Here is a 15,799-nt window from a genome sequence, read left to right as displayed (position 1 = left end):
CGGCTCGCATCCCGGCGTCCACCGAGTTGCGTCGGGCGGCTATCGATCCACGTGCTCGGGGCGGTGTCCGCCGCCCAGGACGTGGGTCCGCGTGTCCACACCGCTCACCGGGAGGTCCGGACCGGGCCCGGCCTCCCGGTAGGCGCTCGGGCTCACCCCGTACCGGCGCTTGAACGCGGCACTGAACGCGAACGCGCTTCCGTACCCCACACGGCGCGCGACCGAGGCGAGTGTCGCGTCCGAACCGCGCAGCAGGTCCGCACCCAGGGCCAGCCGCAACCGTGCCAGATGGGCCATCGGCGGCGCCCCCACGAGCGCGGTGAACCGTCGGGCGAGCACCGCACGTGAGGTCCCTGCCTCGGCGGCGAGCGCGGGGACCGTCCACGGGCGCTCGGGGGCGGAGCGCATGAGCCCCAGCGCCCGGCCCACCACCGGGTCGGCCTCCGCCCGGTACCAGCCGGGGATCCCCGCGCCGCCCTCGGCCAGCCAGTCGCGCACCATGCCGGCGAGCAGCAGATCCAGGACCCGGTCCAGGACGAGCGCCTGCCCGAGGTGGTCGTGTCCGACCTCGGCCCCGAGCAGTTCCACGAGGGAGGCAGTGCCGGACCCCGTGCCCGCGGGGCGGACGAGGACCTGGGGCAGCGCGTGCCACAGGTGGGACCCGAGTTCCCCCGGGGCGCGGTAGGTACCGCTGAGCACGACGGCGGCCTCCGGCCCTGGGGCCTCGCCCCACGTGCGCACCGACAGGGCCCCGCTGTCGGTGACGTCCACGCCCCCGCTGGAACACCGCTGGTCCGGGCCGACCACGACCGTGGCGGGTGTGTCCGGGGCGTGCGCCAGTGTGTACGGCTCGGGTCCGCGCACCGTGACCACGTCGCCCGCGCCCAGCTTCCGGGGGCGGTCGCCCGCCGCGCTGAGCCAGGCCGAACCGCGGGTGAGGGCCACGATCGACAGCGGTGCCCGGTCCTCCACCCGCAGCGACCACGGGGGATTGAGGACCGAACGCTGGAGGAAGGCGCCGCGTGCCTTCGGACCGTCCAGGAGGGCGTTCAGGGCGTCCATGGCCTCATCCTCGCCCGCGCCGTTCACGGTGTCCACGGCACCGGGACGCACGCGTATGCGGGGGAGCGTTCCGGCCATGGAACACGGGTCCGGGGCGGCGTTGACTCGGAGGCATGCCGAACGCGAAGCAGAACCCCCAGCCCATCCTCGTGACCGGCGGCACCGGGAAGACCGGACGCCGCGTCGCAGCCCGCCTCGGCGACCTCGCACACCCCGTGCGTCTCGGGTCGCGCACCGGAACACCCCCGTTCTCCTGGGAGGACCCCGCCACCTGGGAACCCGCGCTGGAGGGCGTCGGCGGCCTGTACCTGAGCTACCAGCCGGACCTCGCCGTGCCCGGCGCGGCCGAGACCGTGGGCCGGTTCGCCAGGACCGCCGCGGACCTCGGGGTGCAGCGCGTCGTCCTGCTCTCCGGGCGCGGGGAGGAAGGAGCGCTCGCCGCCGAACGGGCGGTCGCCGACGCCGGCGCGGAGTGGACGGTCGTGCGCTCCGCCTTCTTCGCGCAGAACTTCAGCGAGAGTTTCCTGTTGCCGCAGGTGCTGGCCGGGGACCTGGCTCTGCCGGTGGGCGGGGTCCGGGAACCGTTCGTCGACGCCGGCGACATCGCCGACGTGGCGGTGGCCGCGCTGACCCGGCCCGGGCACGCCGGGGCGGTGTACGAGCTGACCGGCCCGCGGGCGTTGAGCTTCGGCGAGGCCGCCGCGGAGATCTCCGGCGCCACCGGACGCACGGTGGGGTTCACCGGGATCACGCACGAGGACTTCGCGGGGGCGCTCGCGGAAGAGGGGGTGCCGGCCGAGGTCGGGACGATGCTCGGGGGGCTGTTCGCGGTCGTTCTTGACGGACGGAACTCGCACACGGCCGACGGCGTGCAGCGGGCGTTGGGCAGGCCGCCGAAGGACTTCGCCGCCTACGCCCGTGAGGTCGCCGGCACCGGTCTTTGGACTCCTTGACCCCGGGCACCCGAACGCGGTTCTGGTAGGAAGGAGGCCCCGAGGGAGGAGCCCCGCATGGACGTGTTCTACGAACGCACCGGCCCCGCCGAGTTCACCCCCACCCCGGCGACCGCGGGCCCCTGGAGCCCCGAGCACCAGCACGCCGGACCCCCGTCCGCGCTCCTGGTCGGCGCGCTCGAGGACCTTCTCCCCGGCCCGGACCACCGCCTGGCGCGGGTGACCGTCGACGTGCTCGGACCCGTCCCGCTCGAACCGATGAGCATCGAGGCCGCCGAGATCCGCCCCGGACGCAGCGTCGGACTCCTCGAGGCCCACGCGTACGCCGGCGGCCGTGCCGTGCTCACCGCCCGCGCCTGGCGCATGCGCACCACATCCCCGGAGCTCCCGACCCGTCCCGGGTCCACCCCCGAGCCCCCGGAGATCCCCGCCGAGCGCAAGAGCATCGAGATGCCAGGTGCGCACACCGGCGGCTACCTGTCGGTCGTCGAGTGGCGCACCACCGCGGGTTCGGTGAGCGGCCTCGGCCCCTCCCGGTCGTGGGGCCGCTCGAACATCCCGCTCCTGGTGGACGAGCGGATGTCGCCCTGGCAGCGCACCGTGCTCCTCGCGGACTCGGCGAGCGGCATCAGCCTGGCGCTGGACCCGACGCGGTACCCGGCCATCAACTGCGACCTCCACGTCGTGCTGCACCGCGACCCGGCCACCGAATGGCTGCTGGTCGACGCCGAGACCACCACGACCCCGGACGGTGGGGCGCTCACCTCGACCGCGCTCGGCGACGTCGAGGGTCCGGTGGGAACCGCGACGCAGAGCCTGTTCGCGCGGGTCCTCGGGTAGCCGCGCCCGGAGGGCCGGAGCGCCGACCCCTCCCCGGACGGCCCGCCGGCCTCAGCCCAGCACCGACGCGCGCCGCTTCGGGAGGAACAGCGCGATCAGCAGCGCCACCACCGCCGCACCCGCGGCCACACCGAGCACCAGTCGGAACCCTTCCTGCGACGGCACCGGTTCACCGCCCAGGGACACCGTCATCTGCGCCAGCACCACACCCGCGACCGCGCTCGACACCGAGGTCCCGATCGAACGCATGAGGGTGTTCAGGCTGTTGGCGGAACCGGTCTCCGAGGCCGGCACGGCGTCCATGATCAGCGCGGGCATGGCCCCGTACGCGAGCCCGATCCCGGCGCCGATGACGCTGGAGGCGAGCACCAGGTGCCAGACCGAGGACATGAGGACCGCCGTGAGCCCGTACCCGCAGGCCACCACGACGGCGCCGGCCATGAGCGTGGTCCGCGGCCCGTAGGCGCGTGAGATCCGCGCGGACACCGGGGCCATCGCCATCATGACCAGCCCGGACGGCGCCATGACGAGGCCGACCACGAACATGCCGTGCCCGAGCCCGTAACCCGTCTCGGTGGGCAGCTGCAGCAACTGCGGCAGCACCAGGGACATGGCGAACATCGCGAAGCCGAACGCCACCGACGCGATGTTGGTCAGCAGCACCTGTCGCCGCACGGTCGTCCGCAGGTCCACGAGCGGGCGTTCCACACGCACTTCCCAGAACCCCCACACCACGAGCACCACCGCGGAGACGGCGAACGACCCGAGCGTGAGGCCGCTGCTCCACCCCCACGCGGCCCCCTGGGAGATACCAAGGAGCAGGCACAGGAGCGCCACCGACAACCCGATCGCCCCGACCAGGTCGAAGCGTCCCCCGGAACGCACCTCCGATTCCGGTACCACCCACAGGATCAGGCCGGTCGCGAGTACACCCAGACCGGCGGAGACCCAGAACAGCAGGTGCCAGTCGGCGTTCTCGGCGAGCAGGGCGGCGGCGGGCAGGCCGAGCGCACCGCCCACACCGAGGGAGGCGCTCATGGTCGCGGTGGCCGAGGCGAGCCGGTCGGCGGGCACGGTGTCGCGCATGACGCTGATACCGAGCGGGATCACACCCGCCGACAGCCCCTGCAGCACGCGGGCCACGATCATCGGTCCCACGGTCTCGCTCAGGGCACCCAGCACGGATCCCGCAACGAGCATGCCGAGGCTGAGCAGCACCATGCGGCGTTTGCCGTACATGTCGCCGAGCCGGCCCATGACCGGGGTGGCCACACCGCCGGCCAGGAGGGTGGCGGTCACGACCCAGGCGGTGCGGTCGGCGGTGGAGTCCAGCAGGGAGGGCAGCTGCGGGACCAGCGGGATGATGAGTGTCTGCATCAGGGACACGACGATCCCCGCGAACGCCAGGACCGCGATGACCGCACCCGGGCGCGCGGGTGCGTGCCTGGTGGCGACCGCCGTGTGTGCCGGGGTGGACGGGGGTGGAGCGCCGGTGTGGGCGCGGGGCCCGTCCGTGTTCGTCTTGTTTAAGTCAGTCACTTGACTTAGTGTAACGGCGTGCCGCGGGTGTGCGGTACGGAGGACGGCGTTGCACACGAGCGGCGTCGCACAGAAACGCTGCACGGAACGGCACGGAGGACGACGTGGACCTGGCCGACGAGGGAACCGGGAACGCCGCGGGCGGGCGGTCCAGAGCGGCCGGGACCCGGGCCCGCATCCTCACCACCGCTGAACGCCTGTTCGCCGAACACGGCCTGTACGCGGTCTCCAACCGCCGCATCGCCGAAGAGGCAGGCCAGGGCAACAACACCGCCGTCGGGTACCACTTCGGCACCCGCGGCGACCTGATCCGCGCGATCGTGCGCACCCACACCGACCCGGTCGGACGCCGCCGCACCGCCATGACCGCCGAGCTCGGGGACGGCGCCGGGGCACGCGACTGGGTCAGGTGCCTGGTGGCGCCCGTGACCGAACACCTGGCCTCCCTCACCGCCCCCACCTGGTACGCGCGCTTCTCCGCCCAGGTACGCACCGACCCGGCGTCGCGTTCGATGATGGCCGACGAGGCGCTGGAGGCCGAGTCCCTGCGCCGGGTGGTCGACGGGCTCGACGCCTGCCTGTCCGGGCTGTCCGAACGCACCCGTGCCGCGCGCGGGGAGATGTCGGCCCACCTGTTGGTGCAGATGTGCGCCGAACGCGAGCGCGCCCTCGCCGAGGGGGAGGACCCGGAGGCCGGATGGGACCGCTTCACCGGGGAGCTCGTCGACGCGCTCGTGGGGTTGTGGACCGCGCCCGAGACCACGGGGTGACGGGGCAGGGCGCCGCCCGCCGAACGGGGCGGAAGCGGACACTTGGTACTCTGCCCCGGCCAGTCGAACCACGGATGTGGTCAGGGAATCCGGTGCGAATCCGGAACTGACGCGCAGCGGTGAGGGTGACGGGCGGGGCACACGTGGCGTGCATCGAGCGCACACGTGCCACTGGGAGGGCCGCCGCGACCAGCAGGGTCGGGGAGGCCGCCACCGGGAAGGCGTCCCGTCCGGGTGAACCCGAGTCCGAAGACCTGCTGGCACCCCGCGCCACCCGCGCGGGGCACCGAAGCCAGGCTCCGCGACCGAGCCCCGACTCCTCCGAGGCACATCCATGTCCCGTTCCGTGCCCAGCACCTGGGCAGCGCTCCTCGCGTCCTCCCTCCTCCTCACCGCGTGCACGTCGCCCGAGGGTTCCGGGAACGACGGCTCCCAGGCGGACGCCGCCGGTTACCCGCGCACCGTCGACAACTGCGGCCACGAGGTCACCGTCGACGCCCCGCCCGAGCAGGCCGTCTCCCTCGACCAGGGCAGCACCGAGATCCTGCTCTCCCTCGGCCTGGAGGACCGCATCGCCGGCGGCGCCACCTGGACCGACCCGGTCATGGACGGCCTGGAGGACGCGGCCGAGGAGGTTCCGCGCCTGGCCGAGAACCAGCCCTCCTTCGAACGGGTCCTGGACACCGAGCCCGACTTCGTCAGCGCCTCCTTCGTCTCCACGCTCGGCCAGGGCGGGGTCGCCACCCGCGACCAGTTCGAGGACCTCGGCGTGCCCGCCTACGTGTCCCCGTCCGACTGCGCCTGGGGCAAGGACAACGACAGCGGCGGCGACGGATCCCGCTCCGAGGCCCTCACCCTCGACGCCGTCTACGAGGAGATCGACGACCTCGCCCACGTCTTCGACGTCGAGGACCGCGGCGACGAACTCGTCGACGAGCTCCAGGGCCGGGTGGACACCGCGACCGAGGACCTCGAGGCCTCCGACGTCTCCCTCATGTACTGGTTCGCCAACTCCGAGTCGCCCTTCCTCGCCGGCTGCTGCGGTGCACCCGGAGCCATCACCGCCGAGACCGGGACCGAGAACGCCTTCGACGACACCGAGGACGAGTGGCCCCAGATCAACTGGGAGACCGTCGCCGACCGCGACCCCGACGCCATCGTGCTCGGCGACCTCACGCGCGACTCCCAGACCGCGGAGTCGGCCGAGGACAAGATCGCCTTCCTCGAGGACAACCCCGCCACCAGCAACCTCACCGCCGTGCAGGAGGAGCGCTACATCCTGCTCAGCGGCCAGGCCATGAACCCCTCGATCCGCACCGTCGAGGGCGTCGAGCAGGTCGCCGACGGGCTGCGCGACCTCGGGCTCGCCGAGTGAGGCGCACCCGTCCGGCCCTGCTCCTGGCGGGCGGTCTGGCCGCGCTGGCGCTGTCGGTGACGGTCACCGTGACCATCGGCCCCGCGTCCATCACCCCCGCCGGGGTGTGGGCGTCACTCGGGGCCCGGCTCGGGATCGGCGAGAGCCCGCTGACCCCGATCCAGGACGGCATCGTGTGGGACCTGCGCATGCCCCGCACCCTCATCGCCGCGGTGTGCGGCGCCGGGCTGGCGCTGTGCGGGGCGGTCATGCAGTCCCTGTTGCGCAACCCGCTGGCCGACCCGTTCGTGCTCGGGGTGTCCTCGGGTGCGTCCACGGGCGCGGTCGCGGTCATCGTGCTCGGCTGGGGCGGCGGCGTGGTGTCGCTGTCGGCGGGCGCGTTCGTCGGGGCGCTGCTCTCCTTCGGGATGGTCATGCTGCTCAGCCTCAGCCTCGGCGGGAGCATGGACCGGGTCGTGCTGTCCGGCGTCGCGGCGATGCAGCTGTTCTCGGCGCTGACCTCGTTCACGGTGCTGCTGTCGGCGGACGCGGAGACCACCCAGGGCGTGCTCTTCTGGCTGCTGGGTTCGTTCAGCAACGTGGGCTGGGCCGACGTGGTGCTGTGCGCGGGGGTGCTGGCGGTCGTGATGGCCGTGTGCCTGGCCCACACCACGACCCTGGACGCGTTCGCGTTCGGGGAGGAGGCCGCCGCCTCGCTCGGGGTGCGGGTGGCGCGGGCGCGCGTGGTGCTGCTGACCGCGACCGCCCTGCTCACAGCCGCGCTCGTCAGCAGCGTGGGCGCGGTCGGTTTCGTGGGGCTGATCCTGCCGCACGCCACCCGGATGCTGACCGGGGCGATGCACGCGCGGCTGCTGCCCGTGACCGCGGTGATCGGCGCGGTGTTCCTGGTGTGGGTGGACACCCTCGCCCGGACCGTGCTCGACCCGCAGGAGATCCCCGTCGGTGTGGTCACCTCGCTGGTCGGGGTGCCCGCCTTCATCGCCGTCCTGTACCGATCCAGGGGGAAGTCGTGAGTGAGACCGGAACCTTCGGCGCTGCCGGGGCGGGTACGGCCGCAACCGCCGCCGAGGACGCCGCCGAAGCCGTGTCCGGGGCCCGGGGCGGCCACCTGCGCGCGGACGGGGTGGTGCGCCGGATCGGGGACCGCGCGGTGCTCGACGGTGTCACCCTCGCCCCGCGCCCGGGGGAGACGGTCGGGCTGCTGGGACCGAACGGGTCCGGCAAGTCCACGCTGCTCCGGCTCCTGGCGGGGGTGCTCGGGCCCACCGCGGGCACGGTCACCTTCGACGGGGACCCGCTGCCGAGCGTCGGGCGCCGGGCGGTCGCGCGCCGGGTGGCCGTGGTGCAGCAGGAGTCCCAGACCCAGACCGAGATGAGCGTCCGGGACGTCGTCGGGCTGGGCCGCATCCCGCACCGGCGTGCCTGGACCCCGGTCACCCCGGACGACCGGCGCGCGGTCGACACGGCCCTGGAACGCACCGGGTTGGCCGACCGCGCGGGGCAGTCCTGGCACACGCTCTCCGGCGGGGAACGCCAGCGTGTGCAGATCGCCCGCGCGCTGGCCCAGGAACCCAGCGAGCTCCTGCTCGACGAACCCACCAACCACCTGGACATCCAGTACCAGCTCGACCTGCTGGAACTGGCGGTGAGCCTGCCCGTGACCACGGTGATCGCACTGCACGACCTGAACCTGGCGGCGATGTACTGCGACCGGCTCGTCGTGCTGCGCGACGGACGCGCGGTCGCGGAGGGCACCCCGGGGCAGGTGCTGACGCCCGCGTTGATCCGCGACGTCTACGGGGTGCGGGCCGAGGTCACCGGCGAGGGGGAGCGGCCCGTGGTCCGGTTCCTGCGCCGCGGGGACCCCGACGTGTGACGGGGGCGGCCGGAAGGGCGTCGTCGGAGGCCCAGATGCAAGCCGGTCACGGCCGCCCGTTAGTGTGTGAGCTCTTCGTTCGTGACGCAGGAACCCGGTGCGAGTCCGGGGCGGTTCCGCCACTGTGATGTCCCCCGCAGGGGACCAGCCAGACACTGTCCACGTTCGGTCCGACCATCGACGGGGCGAGAACCCCTGGGGAGGAAGTCCGGCCATGACGGTACGGATCGCGCTGCTTTCCACGTCCGACACCGATCTGCTCTCCGCGCGGGCCAGCGGCGCCGCGTACGCGTGGGCCAACCCCTCGCGCGCCACCGACACCGAGCTCGAGGCCACCGTCGAGGGCGCCGACCTCGTCGTGGTCCGGCTGCTCGGCTCCCCGCACGACCTGTGGCACGGCCTGGCCGCGGTCCGCGAGCGAAAGACCCCGCTGGTGGTGCTCAGCGGCGAACAGCAGCCCAGCGCCGAGCTCATGGAACGCTCCACGGTCCCGATGGGCGTGGTCACCGACGCGCACCGCTACCTCGCCGAGGGCGGGCCCACCAACCTCGCCCGGCTGCACGCGTTCCTGTCCGACACCGTGCTCCTCACCGGCGAGGGTTTCGAACCGCCCAAGCACATCCCGCTGTGGGGCGTGGCCGAGCGCGACAGCCCCGCCGACACGTCGCTGCCCAAGGTCGGCATCCTCTACTACCGCGCACACGAGGCCGGCGGGAACACCGCGTTCGCGCACACCCTCGCCGACGCCGTCGACGCCACCGGCCGCGCCGTGGGTGTCCCGGTCTTCGCGGGGTCGCTGCGCTCGGCCCCCGACGACCTGTTCGAGGCACTCCGCGAGTTCGACCTGCTCATCGTCACGGTCCTGGCGGCCGGCGGCAGTGTCCCCGCGTCCGCGAGCGCGGGCGGCGACGACGAGGCCTGGGACGTGGAACGCATCGCGGCCCTGGACGTCCCGGTCCTGCAAGGGCTGTGCCTGACCAGCTCGCGCGCCGACTGGCAGGAGACCGCCGAAGGGGTCAGCCCGCTCGACTCCGCCACCCAGATCGCGATCCCCGAGTTCGACGGGCGCATCATCACCGTCCCGTTCTCCTTCAAGGAGATCGACGAGGACGGCCTGCCCCGCTACACCGCCGACCCCGAGCGCTGCGACCGCCTCGCCGGGATCGCCGCCGCCCACGCCCGCCTGCGCAGCGTCCCCGTGGCCGAGAAGCGCCTGGCCGTGGTGCTGTCGGCCTACCCCACCAAGCACTCCCGCATCGGCAACGCGGTCGGCCTCGACACCCCGCGCTCCCTCGTGCGCCTGCTCCGCCGCCTGCGCGCGGACGGGTACGACCTCGGTGACCCCGCCGACCTGCCCGGCCTGGACCTCGAGGACGAGACCGAGGCCGGCGACGCCCTCATCCACACCCTCATCGAGGCCGGCGGCCAGGACGAGGACTGGCTGACCAACGCGCAGATGACCGACGCGCAGGTGCGCATCACCCCGGAGCAGTACGCCTCCTGGACCGAGCACCTGCCGTCCGCGCTCAAGGACTCCATGGCCGAGACCTGGGGGCCGGCGCCCGGCAAGCTCTACGTCAACGACGACGGCGAGCTCGTGCTGGCCGCGCTCCGGGCCGGCAACGTCGTGGTCCTGGTGCAGCCCCCGCGCGGCTTCGGTGAGAACCCCATCGCGATCTACCACGACCCCGAGCTGCCCCCGAGCCACCACTACCTGGCCGCCTACCGATGGCTGGAGCACGGGTTCGGCGCGGACGCCGTCGTCCACCTGGGCAAACACGGGTCGCTGGAGTGGCTGCCCGGCAAGGACGCCGCCCTGTCCGCAGACTGCGGCCCCGACGCCGTGCTCGGGAACCTGCCGCTCATCTACCCGTTCCTGGTCAACGACCCGGGTGAGGGCGCCCAGGCCAAGCGCCGCGCCCACGCCACGGTCGTGGACCACCTCGTCCCGCCGATGGCGCGCGCCGAGAGCTACGGCGACATCGCCCGCCTCGAGCAGCTCCTGGACGAGCACGCCAACATCGCCGCGATGGACCCGGCCAAGCTCCCGGCGATCCGCGCGGAGATCTGGTCGCTCATGCGCGCCGCCGAGATGCACCGCGACCTCGGGCTCGAGGAACGCCCCGACGACGAGGAGTTCGACGACTTCCTGCTGCACGTCGACGGCTGGCTGTGCGAGATCAAGGACACCCAGATCCGCGACGGCCTGCACGTGCTCGGCGAGGCACCGGAGGGCGAGCCCCGCATCAACCTGTCCCTGGCCGTCCTGCGCGCCGCGCAGGTCTGGGGCGGGGTCGGCGCCGCGGTGCCCGGCCTGCGCGCGGCCCTGGGGCTCAAGGGCGAGGCGCCCACGAACGAGGTCGACGAGGTCGAGGCGCAGGCCCGCGCGCTCGTCCAGGGCATGGAGGACGCCGGCTGGGACCGCTCCGCCGCGGCCCGCCTGCACGAGGACCCCGACGTGCGCCGGGTCCTGGAGTTCGCCGCCGAGCAGGTCGCGCCCCGCCTGGCCCGCACCACCGACGAGCTCGACCACCTCACCCACGCCCTCGACGGCGGGTTCGTGCCGGCCGGGCCGTCCGGTTCGCCCCTGCGCGGCCTGGTCAACGTGCTCCCGACCGGCCGGAACTTCTACACCGTCGACCCGCGCGCCGTGCCCTCCCGCCTGGCGTGGGAGACCGGGCAGGCGATGGCCGACTCGCTGCTGCGCCGCCACATGGAGGAGACCGGCACCTACCCGGGTTCCGTGGGTCTGTCGGTGTGGGGCACCTCGGCGATGCGCACGTCCGGCGACGACGTGGCCGAGGTCCTGGCGCTGCTCGGTGTGCGGCCCGAGTGGGACGAGGCGTCCCGGCGCGTCAGCGAGCTGTCCGTGATCCCGCTCGAGGAGCTGGGCCGCCCCCGCATCGACGTGACCGTGCGCATCTCCGGGTTCTTCCGCGACGCGTTCCCGCACGTGGTCGCGATGCTCGACGACGCCGTGGCCCTGGTCGCCGACCTCGACGAGGCCGACGAGGACAACTACGTGCGCGCCCACACCCGAGCCGACCTGGACGAACACGGCGACCACCGCCGGGCCACCACCCGCATCTTCGGGTCCGCGCCCGGGTCGTACGGAGCGGGGATCCTGCAGCTCGTGGAGTCCGGGAACTGGCGCGACGACCGCGACCTCGCCGAGGTGTACACGGCCTGGGGCGGTTACGCGTACGGGCGCGGGCTCGACGGGGTTCCGGCCGCCGACGACATGCGCACCAACTACCGGCGCATCAAGGTGGCCGCGAAGAACATCGACAGCGCCGAGCACGACATCGCCGACTCCGACGACTACTTCCAGTACCACGGCGGCATGATCGCCACCGTGCGCGCGCTCACCGGCGACGCCCCCAAGGCGTACGTGGGTGACTCGACCACGCCCGACGCGGTGCGGACCCGGCCCCTGGCCGACGAGACCGCCCGGGTGTTCCGCGCGCGTGTGGTCAACCCGCGCTGGATCGGGGCGATGCGCCGCCACGGGTACAAGGGCGCCTTCGAGCTCGCCGCGACCGTCGACTACCTGTTCGGGTTCGACGCCACGGCCGGGGTCGTGCACGACTGGATGTACGAGAAGCTCGCCGCCGAGTACGTGCTCGACGAGGAGACGCAGGAGTTCATGCGCCGCTCCAACCCGTGGGCGCTCAACGGCATCGTCGAGCGGCTCAACGAGGCGGCCCGCCGCGGGCTGTGGGAGGAGCCGGACCAGGACACGCTGCGCAAGCTGTCCGAGGTGTACCTGGAGGTCGAGGGCGACATCGAGGCGCGTTCCGAATGAGGGTCCGCATCGTCGGGATCGGCATGGGCCCCGACCAGCTCACCCCCGAGGCCGCCGCCGCGCTGCGCGGGTGCGACTACGCGGTGGCGGCCCGCAAACGGCGCGACGACGGGCTGTTCGACCTGCGCCGTGCCGTGTGCGACGCCCACGGGGTGCCGCTGGTGGCCGTGCCCGACCCCGAACGCGACCGCGACGACCCGGCCGACTACCGGGCGGCCGTCGCCGACTGGCACGAGGCGCGGGTGCGGGCGTTCGAGCAGGTGCTGGCCGAACGGGGCGGCACCGCGGCGTTCCTGGTCTGGGGTGACCCGTCGCTGTACGACTCGACGCTGCGGATCGTCGCGCGCATCGCCGAACGGGCGGAGATCCCCGTGGAATACGACGTGCTGCCCGGGATCAGCGCCCCGCAGCTGCTCGCCGCCCGGCACCGGATCGTGCTGCACGGTGTGGGGCGGCCGGTGCACGTCACCCCGCTGCGCAGGCTGGACGAGGCCGTCGCCGCGGGGCACGGGGACATCGTCGTGATGCTCGGCGCCCGGGCCGCGTTCGAGGGCCTGGAGGAGTGGTCGGTCTGGTGGGGCGCCAACCTCGGGACCGGTACCGAGGAACTGGTCGCCGGCCGGGTCGGTGACGTGCTCCCGGAGATCGGAGCGGCCCGGGCGCGGGCGAAGGAACGGGCCGGCTGGGTCATGGACACCGCGTTGCTGAGGAGGCCGTCGTGAGCGGGGGAGCGGTGGACGGTTCCGGCGCGGGGGTTCGTGCCGGCCGCGGGCTGCTGGTGGCCGGGGCGACCTCGGACGCCGGCAAGAGCGTGGTCACCACCGGGCTGTGCCGGGCCCTCGCGCGCCGCGGTGTGCGGGTGGCGCCGTACAAGGCCCAGAACATGTCCAACAACTCCATGGTGTGCGAGGGGCCCGACGGGCAGCCCGCGGAGATCGGCCGCGCCCAGTGGGTGCAGGCTCTCGCCGCGCAGGCCGAACCCGAACCCGCCATGAACCCGGTCCTGCTCAAGCCGGGTAGTGACCGCCGCAGCCACGCCGTGCTCATGGGGCATCCGGCGGGGGACCTGTCCTCGACCGACTGGGAACAGGGGCGCCGGCACCTGGCCAAGGCCGCGCACGCCGCCTTCGACGACCTGGCCTCCCGGTACGACGTCGTGGTGGCCGAGGGTGCGGGGAGCCCGGCCGAGATCAACCTGCGCGCCGGCGACTACGTGAACATGGGGCTCGCGCGGCACGCCGGACTGCCCACGGTGGTGGTCGGCGACATCGACCGCGGCGGGGTCTTCGCGTCGCTGTACGGGACCGTGGGGCTGCTGGGACCGGCCGACCAGGCGCTGGTGTCGGGGTTCGTGGTCAACAAGTTCCGGGGTGATCCGGGGCTGCTGCGGCCGGGTCTGGACGACCTGGAGCGGATGACCGGGCGGCGTGTGTACGGAACCCTGCCCTGGGACCCGGGCGTGTGGCTCGACTCCGAGGACGCACTGGACCTGGCGGCGCGCCGGTCCGGGGGCGATGCGTCGCACAGGGCGGGCTCCGTTCGGCGTGTGGCCGTGGTGCGGCTGCCGCGGATCAGCAACTTCACCGACGTGGACGCGCTCGGCCTGGAACCCGGGCTCGACGTCGTGTTCGCGTCCTCCCCGCACGATCTTTCGGACGCGGACCTGGTGGTGCTGCCCGGGAGCCGGTCCACCCTCGCCGACCTGGAGTGGATGCGTGCGCGCGGCCTCGACCGGGCGCTGCAGGAACACGTGCGTAGGGGACGGCCGCTGCTCGGGGTGTGCGGCGGGTTCCAGATGCTCGGGCGCACGATCGCCGACCCCGACGGGGTGGAGGCGGCGGCCGGGGCGAGCGCCGAGGGGCTCGGGCTGCTCGACGTGCGGACGGAGTTCACCGCAGGCAAGACGCTGCGCCTACCGTCGGGGAGCGCGCTCGGGGCGCCCGCGTACGGGTACGAGATCCACCACGGCCGGGTCACGGTCGGTGGCGGGGGCGAGGAGTTCCTGGGCGGCGTGCGGTCCGGTGCGGTCTTCGGGACCATGTGGCACGGGAGCCTGGAGGGGGACGAGTTCCGTTCGGCGTTCCTGGCCGAGGCGTTGGGCGTGGAACCGTCCGGCACGGGGTTCGCGGCCGCGCGCGAGCGGCGGTTGGACGTGCTCGGGGAGTTGGTGGAGCGCCACCTCGACGTCGACGCGCTGCTGGACCTCGCGCGCGGGGGCGCGCCCGAGGAGCTGCCCGTTCTCGCGCCGAGTACGACGTCCCACGCGGTCGCCGATGCTGCCGGGCCCGAAGGGTCCGGGCCGAGCACGATGCCCGCTACAGGCGCCGTTCCAGGTGAGGATGTGGACGTGTCGCCGGGGGAAGGCGTCGCCGCGTCCGGGACGCCGTCCAGTGAGGCGCCTGCGGGTGCCGATACGTATGGCTCGCCCGGCGCTGCGGTGCCCGCAGAGCACACACATGGCGGTTCGCCCGATGAGGCGACACGTGCCGACACACCCACGGACCTGGACAAGGGCCCGGATGCGCGCCCTGGAACGGGTGCTGCCGACCTCCGGTCGGTCGGCGACGGGCATGCGCGCGGGCGGTCGTTGCCTGCCTCGTCTGCGGTGGCCCCGGCCGGTCCTCGAGTGCTGCTCCTGGGCGGTCCTCGAGTGCTGCTCCTGGGCGGGACGTCGGAGGCGCGCGAACTCGCCGCGCTCCTGGTCGAGGCCGGGATCGACGTCACCAGCTCACTCGCCGGCCGGGTGGCCCGCCCGCGGCTGCCCGTCGGCAGCGTTCGTATCGGTGGGTTCGGCGGTGCGGAAGGGCTGCGCGCGGTGCTGCCCGAGTACGACGTGGTCGTGGACGCCACGCACCCCTTCGCCCGCGGGATGAGCGCCAACGCGGCCGCAGCCTGTGCCGACGGGTTCCCCCTGCTCCGGCTGGAACGGCCGCCGTGGGAGCCCGACCCGTCCTGGCACTACACCGACACCCATGAGCAGGCCGCCGACCTCGCCGCGGAACTGGCGGGGGAGCACGGCGGGCCCCCGCTCCTCACCGTCGGCCGCCAGGAACTCGCCCGCTTCGTGCCCGCCCTGCGGGACCACGCGGTGCTCGCGCGGGTCGTGGACGCCCCCGATCTGGAACTGCCCGACGCCTGGCGCCTGGTCACCAGCCGCGGCCCGTACAGCTTCGACAGCGAGCACGGGCTGATGCAGGGGCACGGATCCGGTGCCCTGGTCACCAAGGACGCGGGCGGGGCCTACACGTGGCCGAAGATGGCGGCGGCCCGGGCGCTCGGGGTTCCGGTCGTCGTCGTGCGTAGGCCCGCCGGAGCCGCTGGGGTCCCGGCCGTGCACGACGTGCGCGAGGCGTTCACCTGGGTGCTTTCCCAGCGTTGAGGGGACGGTGCCGGGACGCCGTTGTTGTCGGGGTGTTGTCGGGGTTTTCTGTAGTGCTGCCTCGGGGGTGGTGGTTCGTCGGGGCCGGATCTTAGCCCGGCCGGGCCTTCTCGCAACCCTCATCGGCGCCACCCCCATCGGCCTTGGACAGGTGGGAGGGGGTCGGTGTTGTGGTGGGCTGAGCACGGCGCCTCGGGGTG

At 73.6% G+C, this 15,799-nt stretch carries 11 protein-coding genes, 1 pseudogene and 2 riboswitches; of the genes and pseudogenes, 10 read left to right on the top strand and 2 right to left on the bottom strand.

The window, feature by feature from the left end:
• Positions 1-39: 39 nt before the first annotated feature.
• Positions 40-1,062: an AraC family transcriptional regulator gene (locus IDM40_RS03505; protein WP_235997294.1), complete on the bottom strand. Its 1,023-nt coding sequence runs from the start codon at positions 1,060-1,062 to the stop codon at positions 40-42.
• A 113-nt stretch (positions 1,063-1,175) separates the two neighbouring features.
• Here IDM40_RS03505 and IDM40_RS03500 point away from each other — a divergent pair, with 113 nt between their 5' ends.
• A complete protein-coding gene (locus IDM40_RS03500) occupies positions 1,176-2,015 on the top strand; it encodes a Rossmann-fold NAD(P)-binding domain-containing protein (protein WP_193120446.1) in 840 nt (279 codons plus the stop codon).
• Positions 2,016-2,072: 57 nt separating this feature from the next.
• On the top strand, positions 2,073-2,855 hold the full coding sequence (locus IDM40_RS03495; protein ID WP_193120445.1) for a thioesterase family protein: 783 nt from the start codon (positions 2,073-2,075) through the stop codon (positions 2,853-2,855).
• A gap of 51 nt (positions 2,856-2,906) precedes the next feature.
• On the opposite strand, the gene IDM40_RS03490 is transcribed toward IDM40_RS03495, so the two are convergent.
• Positions 2,907-4,232, bottom strand: coding sequence for an MFS transporter (locus IDM40_RS03490; protein ID WP_193120713.1), 1,326 nt, complete (start codon positions 4,230-4,232; stop codon positions 2,907-2,909).
• Positions 4,233-4,498: 266 nt separating this feature from the next.
• Here IDM40_RS03490 and IDM40_RS03485 point away from each other — a divergent pair, with 266 nt between their 5' ends.
• The 8 genes and pseudogenes from IDM40_RS03485 (at position 4,499) to IDM40_RS27830 (ending at position 15,599) form a co-directional block, all read left to right on the top strand.
• Positions 4,499-5,164, top strand: coding sequence for a TetR family transcriptional regulator (locus IDM40_RS03485; protein ID WP_328806925.1), 666 nt, complete (start codon positions 4,499-4,501; stop codon positions 5,162-5,164).
• A 39-nt stretch (positions 5,165-5,203) separates the two neighbouring features.
• Positions 5,204-5,440, top strand: a riboswitch (cobalamin riboswitch).
• A gap of 58 nt (positions 5,441-5,498) precedes the next feature.
• Positions 5,499-6,539: an ABC transporter substrate-binding protein gene (locus IDM40_RS03480; RefSeq protein WP_193120444.1), complete on the top strand. Its 1,041-nt coding sequence runs from the start codon at positions 5,499-5,501 to the stop codon at positions 6,537-6,539.
• A complete protein-coding gene (locus IDM40_RS03475; RefSeq protein WP_193120443.1) occupies positions 6,536-7,552 on the top strand; it encodes a FecCD family ABC transporter permease in 1,017 nt (338 codons plus the stop codon). The genes IDM40_RS03480 and IDM40_RS03475 overlap by 4 nt, the downstream gene beginning before the upstream one ends.
• 71 nt (positions 7,553-7,623) lie before the next feature.
• Positions 7,624-8,415, top strand: coding sequence for an ABC transporter ATP-binding protein (locus IDM40_RS03470; RefSeq protein WP_193120711.1), 792 nt, complete (start codon positions 7,624-7,626; stop codon positions 8,413-8,415).
• A 32-nt stretch (positions 8,416-8,447) separates the two neighbouring features.
• Positions 8,448-8,593: riboswitch (cobalamin riboswitch) on the top strand.
• A gap of 36 nt (positions 8,594-8,629) precedes the next feature.
• On the top strand, positions 8,630-12,220 hold the full coding sequence (gene cobN, locus IDM40_RS03465; protein ID WP_193120442.1) for a cobaltochelatase subunit CobN: 3,591 nt from the start codon (positions 8,630-8,632) through the stop codon (positions 12,218-12,220).
• Entirely contained in the window at positions 12,217-12,942 is a 726-nt protein-coding gene (cobF, locus tag IDM40_RS03460; RefSeq protein WP_193120441.1) for a precorrin-6A synthase (deacetylating), read from the top strand. Before cobN ends, cobF begins: the two co-directional genes overlap by 4 nt.
• 11 nt (positions 12,943-12,953) lie before the next feature.
• Positions 12,954-14,468 (top strand): annotated as a pseudogene (locus tag IDM40_RS27835) (cobyric acid synthase); the annotation flags it as partial.
• Positions 14,469-14,855: 387 nt separating this feature from the next.
• Positions 14,856-15,599, top strand: a complete 744-nt coding sequence (locus IDM40_RS27830) for a cobalt-precorrin-6A reductase (RefSeq protein WP_235997308.1) — start codon at positions 14,856-14,858, stop codon at positions 15,597-15,599.
• The last annotated feature ends 200 nt before the right edge of the window (positions 15,600-15,799 follow it).

It is taken from the genome of Nocardiopsis coralli (genome assembly GCF_014892575.1).
In the GTDB taxonomy this organism is placed as follows: Bacteria; Actinomycetota; Actinomycetes; order Streptosporangiales; family Streptosporangiaceae; genus Nocardiopsis; species Nocardiopsis coralli.
This window is presented reverse-complemented; position numbering and strand designations above follow the sequence as displayed.

Excerpts from the sequence above, each read along its gene's own strand:
- IDM40_RS03500 (WP_193120446.1), top strand. The coding sequence starts at position 1,176 with ATGCCGAACGCGAAGCAGAACCCCCAGCCCATCCTCGTGACCGGCGGC.
- cobF (WP_193120441.1), top strand. The coding sequence starts at position 12,217 with ATGAGGGTCCGCATCGTCGGGATCGGCATGGGCCCCGACCAGCTCACC.
- cobN (WP_193120442.1), top strand. The coding sequence starts at position 8,630 with ATGACGGTACGGATCGCGCTGCTTTCCACGTCCGACACCGATCTGCTC.
- IDM40_RS03490 (WP_193120713.1), bottom strand. The coding sequence starts at position 4,232 with ATGCAGACACTCATCATCCCGCTGGTCCCGCAGCTGCCCTCCCTGCTG.
- IDM40_RS03480 (WP_193120444.1), top strand. The coding sequence starts at position 5,499 with ATGTCCCGTTCCGTGCCCAGCACCTGGGCAGCGCTCCTCGCGTCCTCC.
- IDM40_RS03505 (WP_235997294.1), bottom strand. The coding sequence starts at position 1,062 with ATGGACGCCCTGAACGCCCTCCTGGACGGTCCGAAGGCACGCGGCGCC.
- IDM40_RS03495 (WP_193120445.1), top strand. The coding sequence starts at position 2,073 with ATGGACGTGTTCTACGAACGCACCGGCCCCGCCGAGTTCACCCCCACC.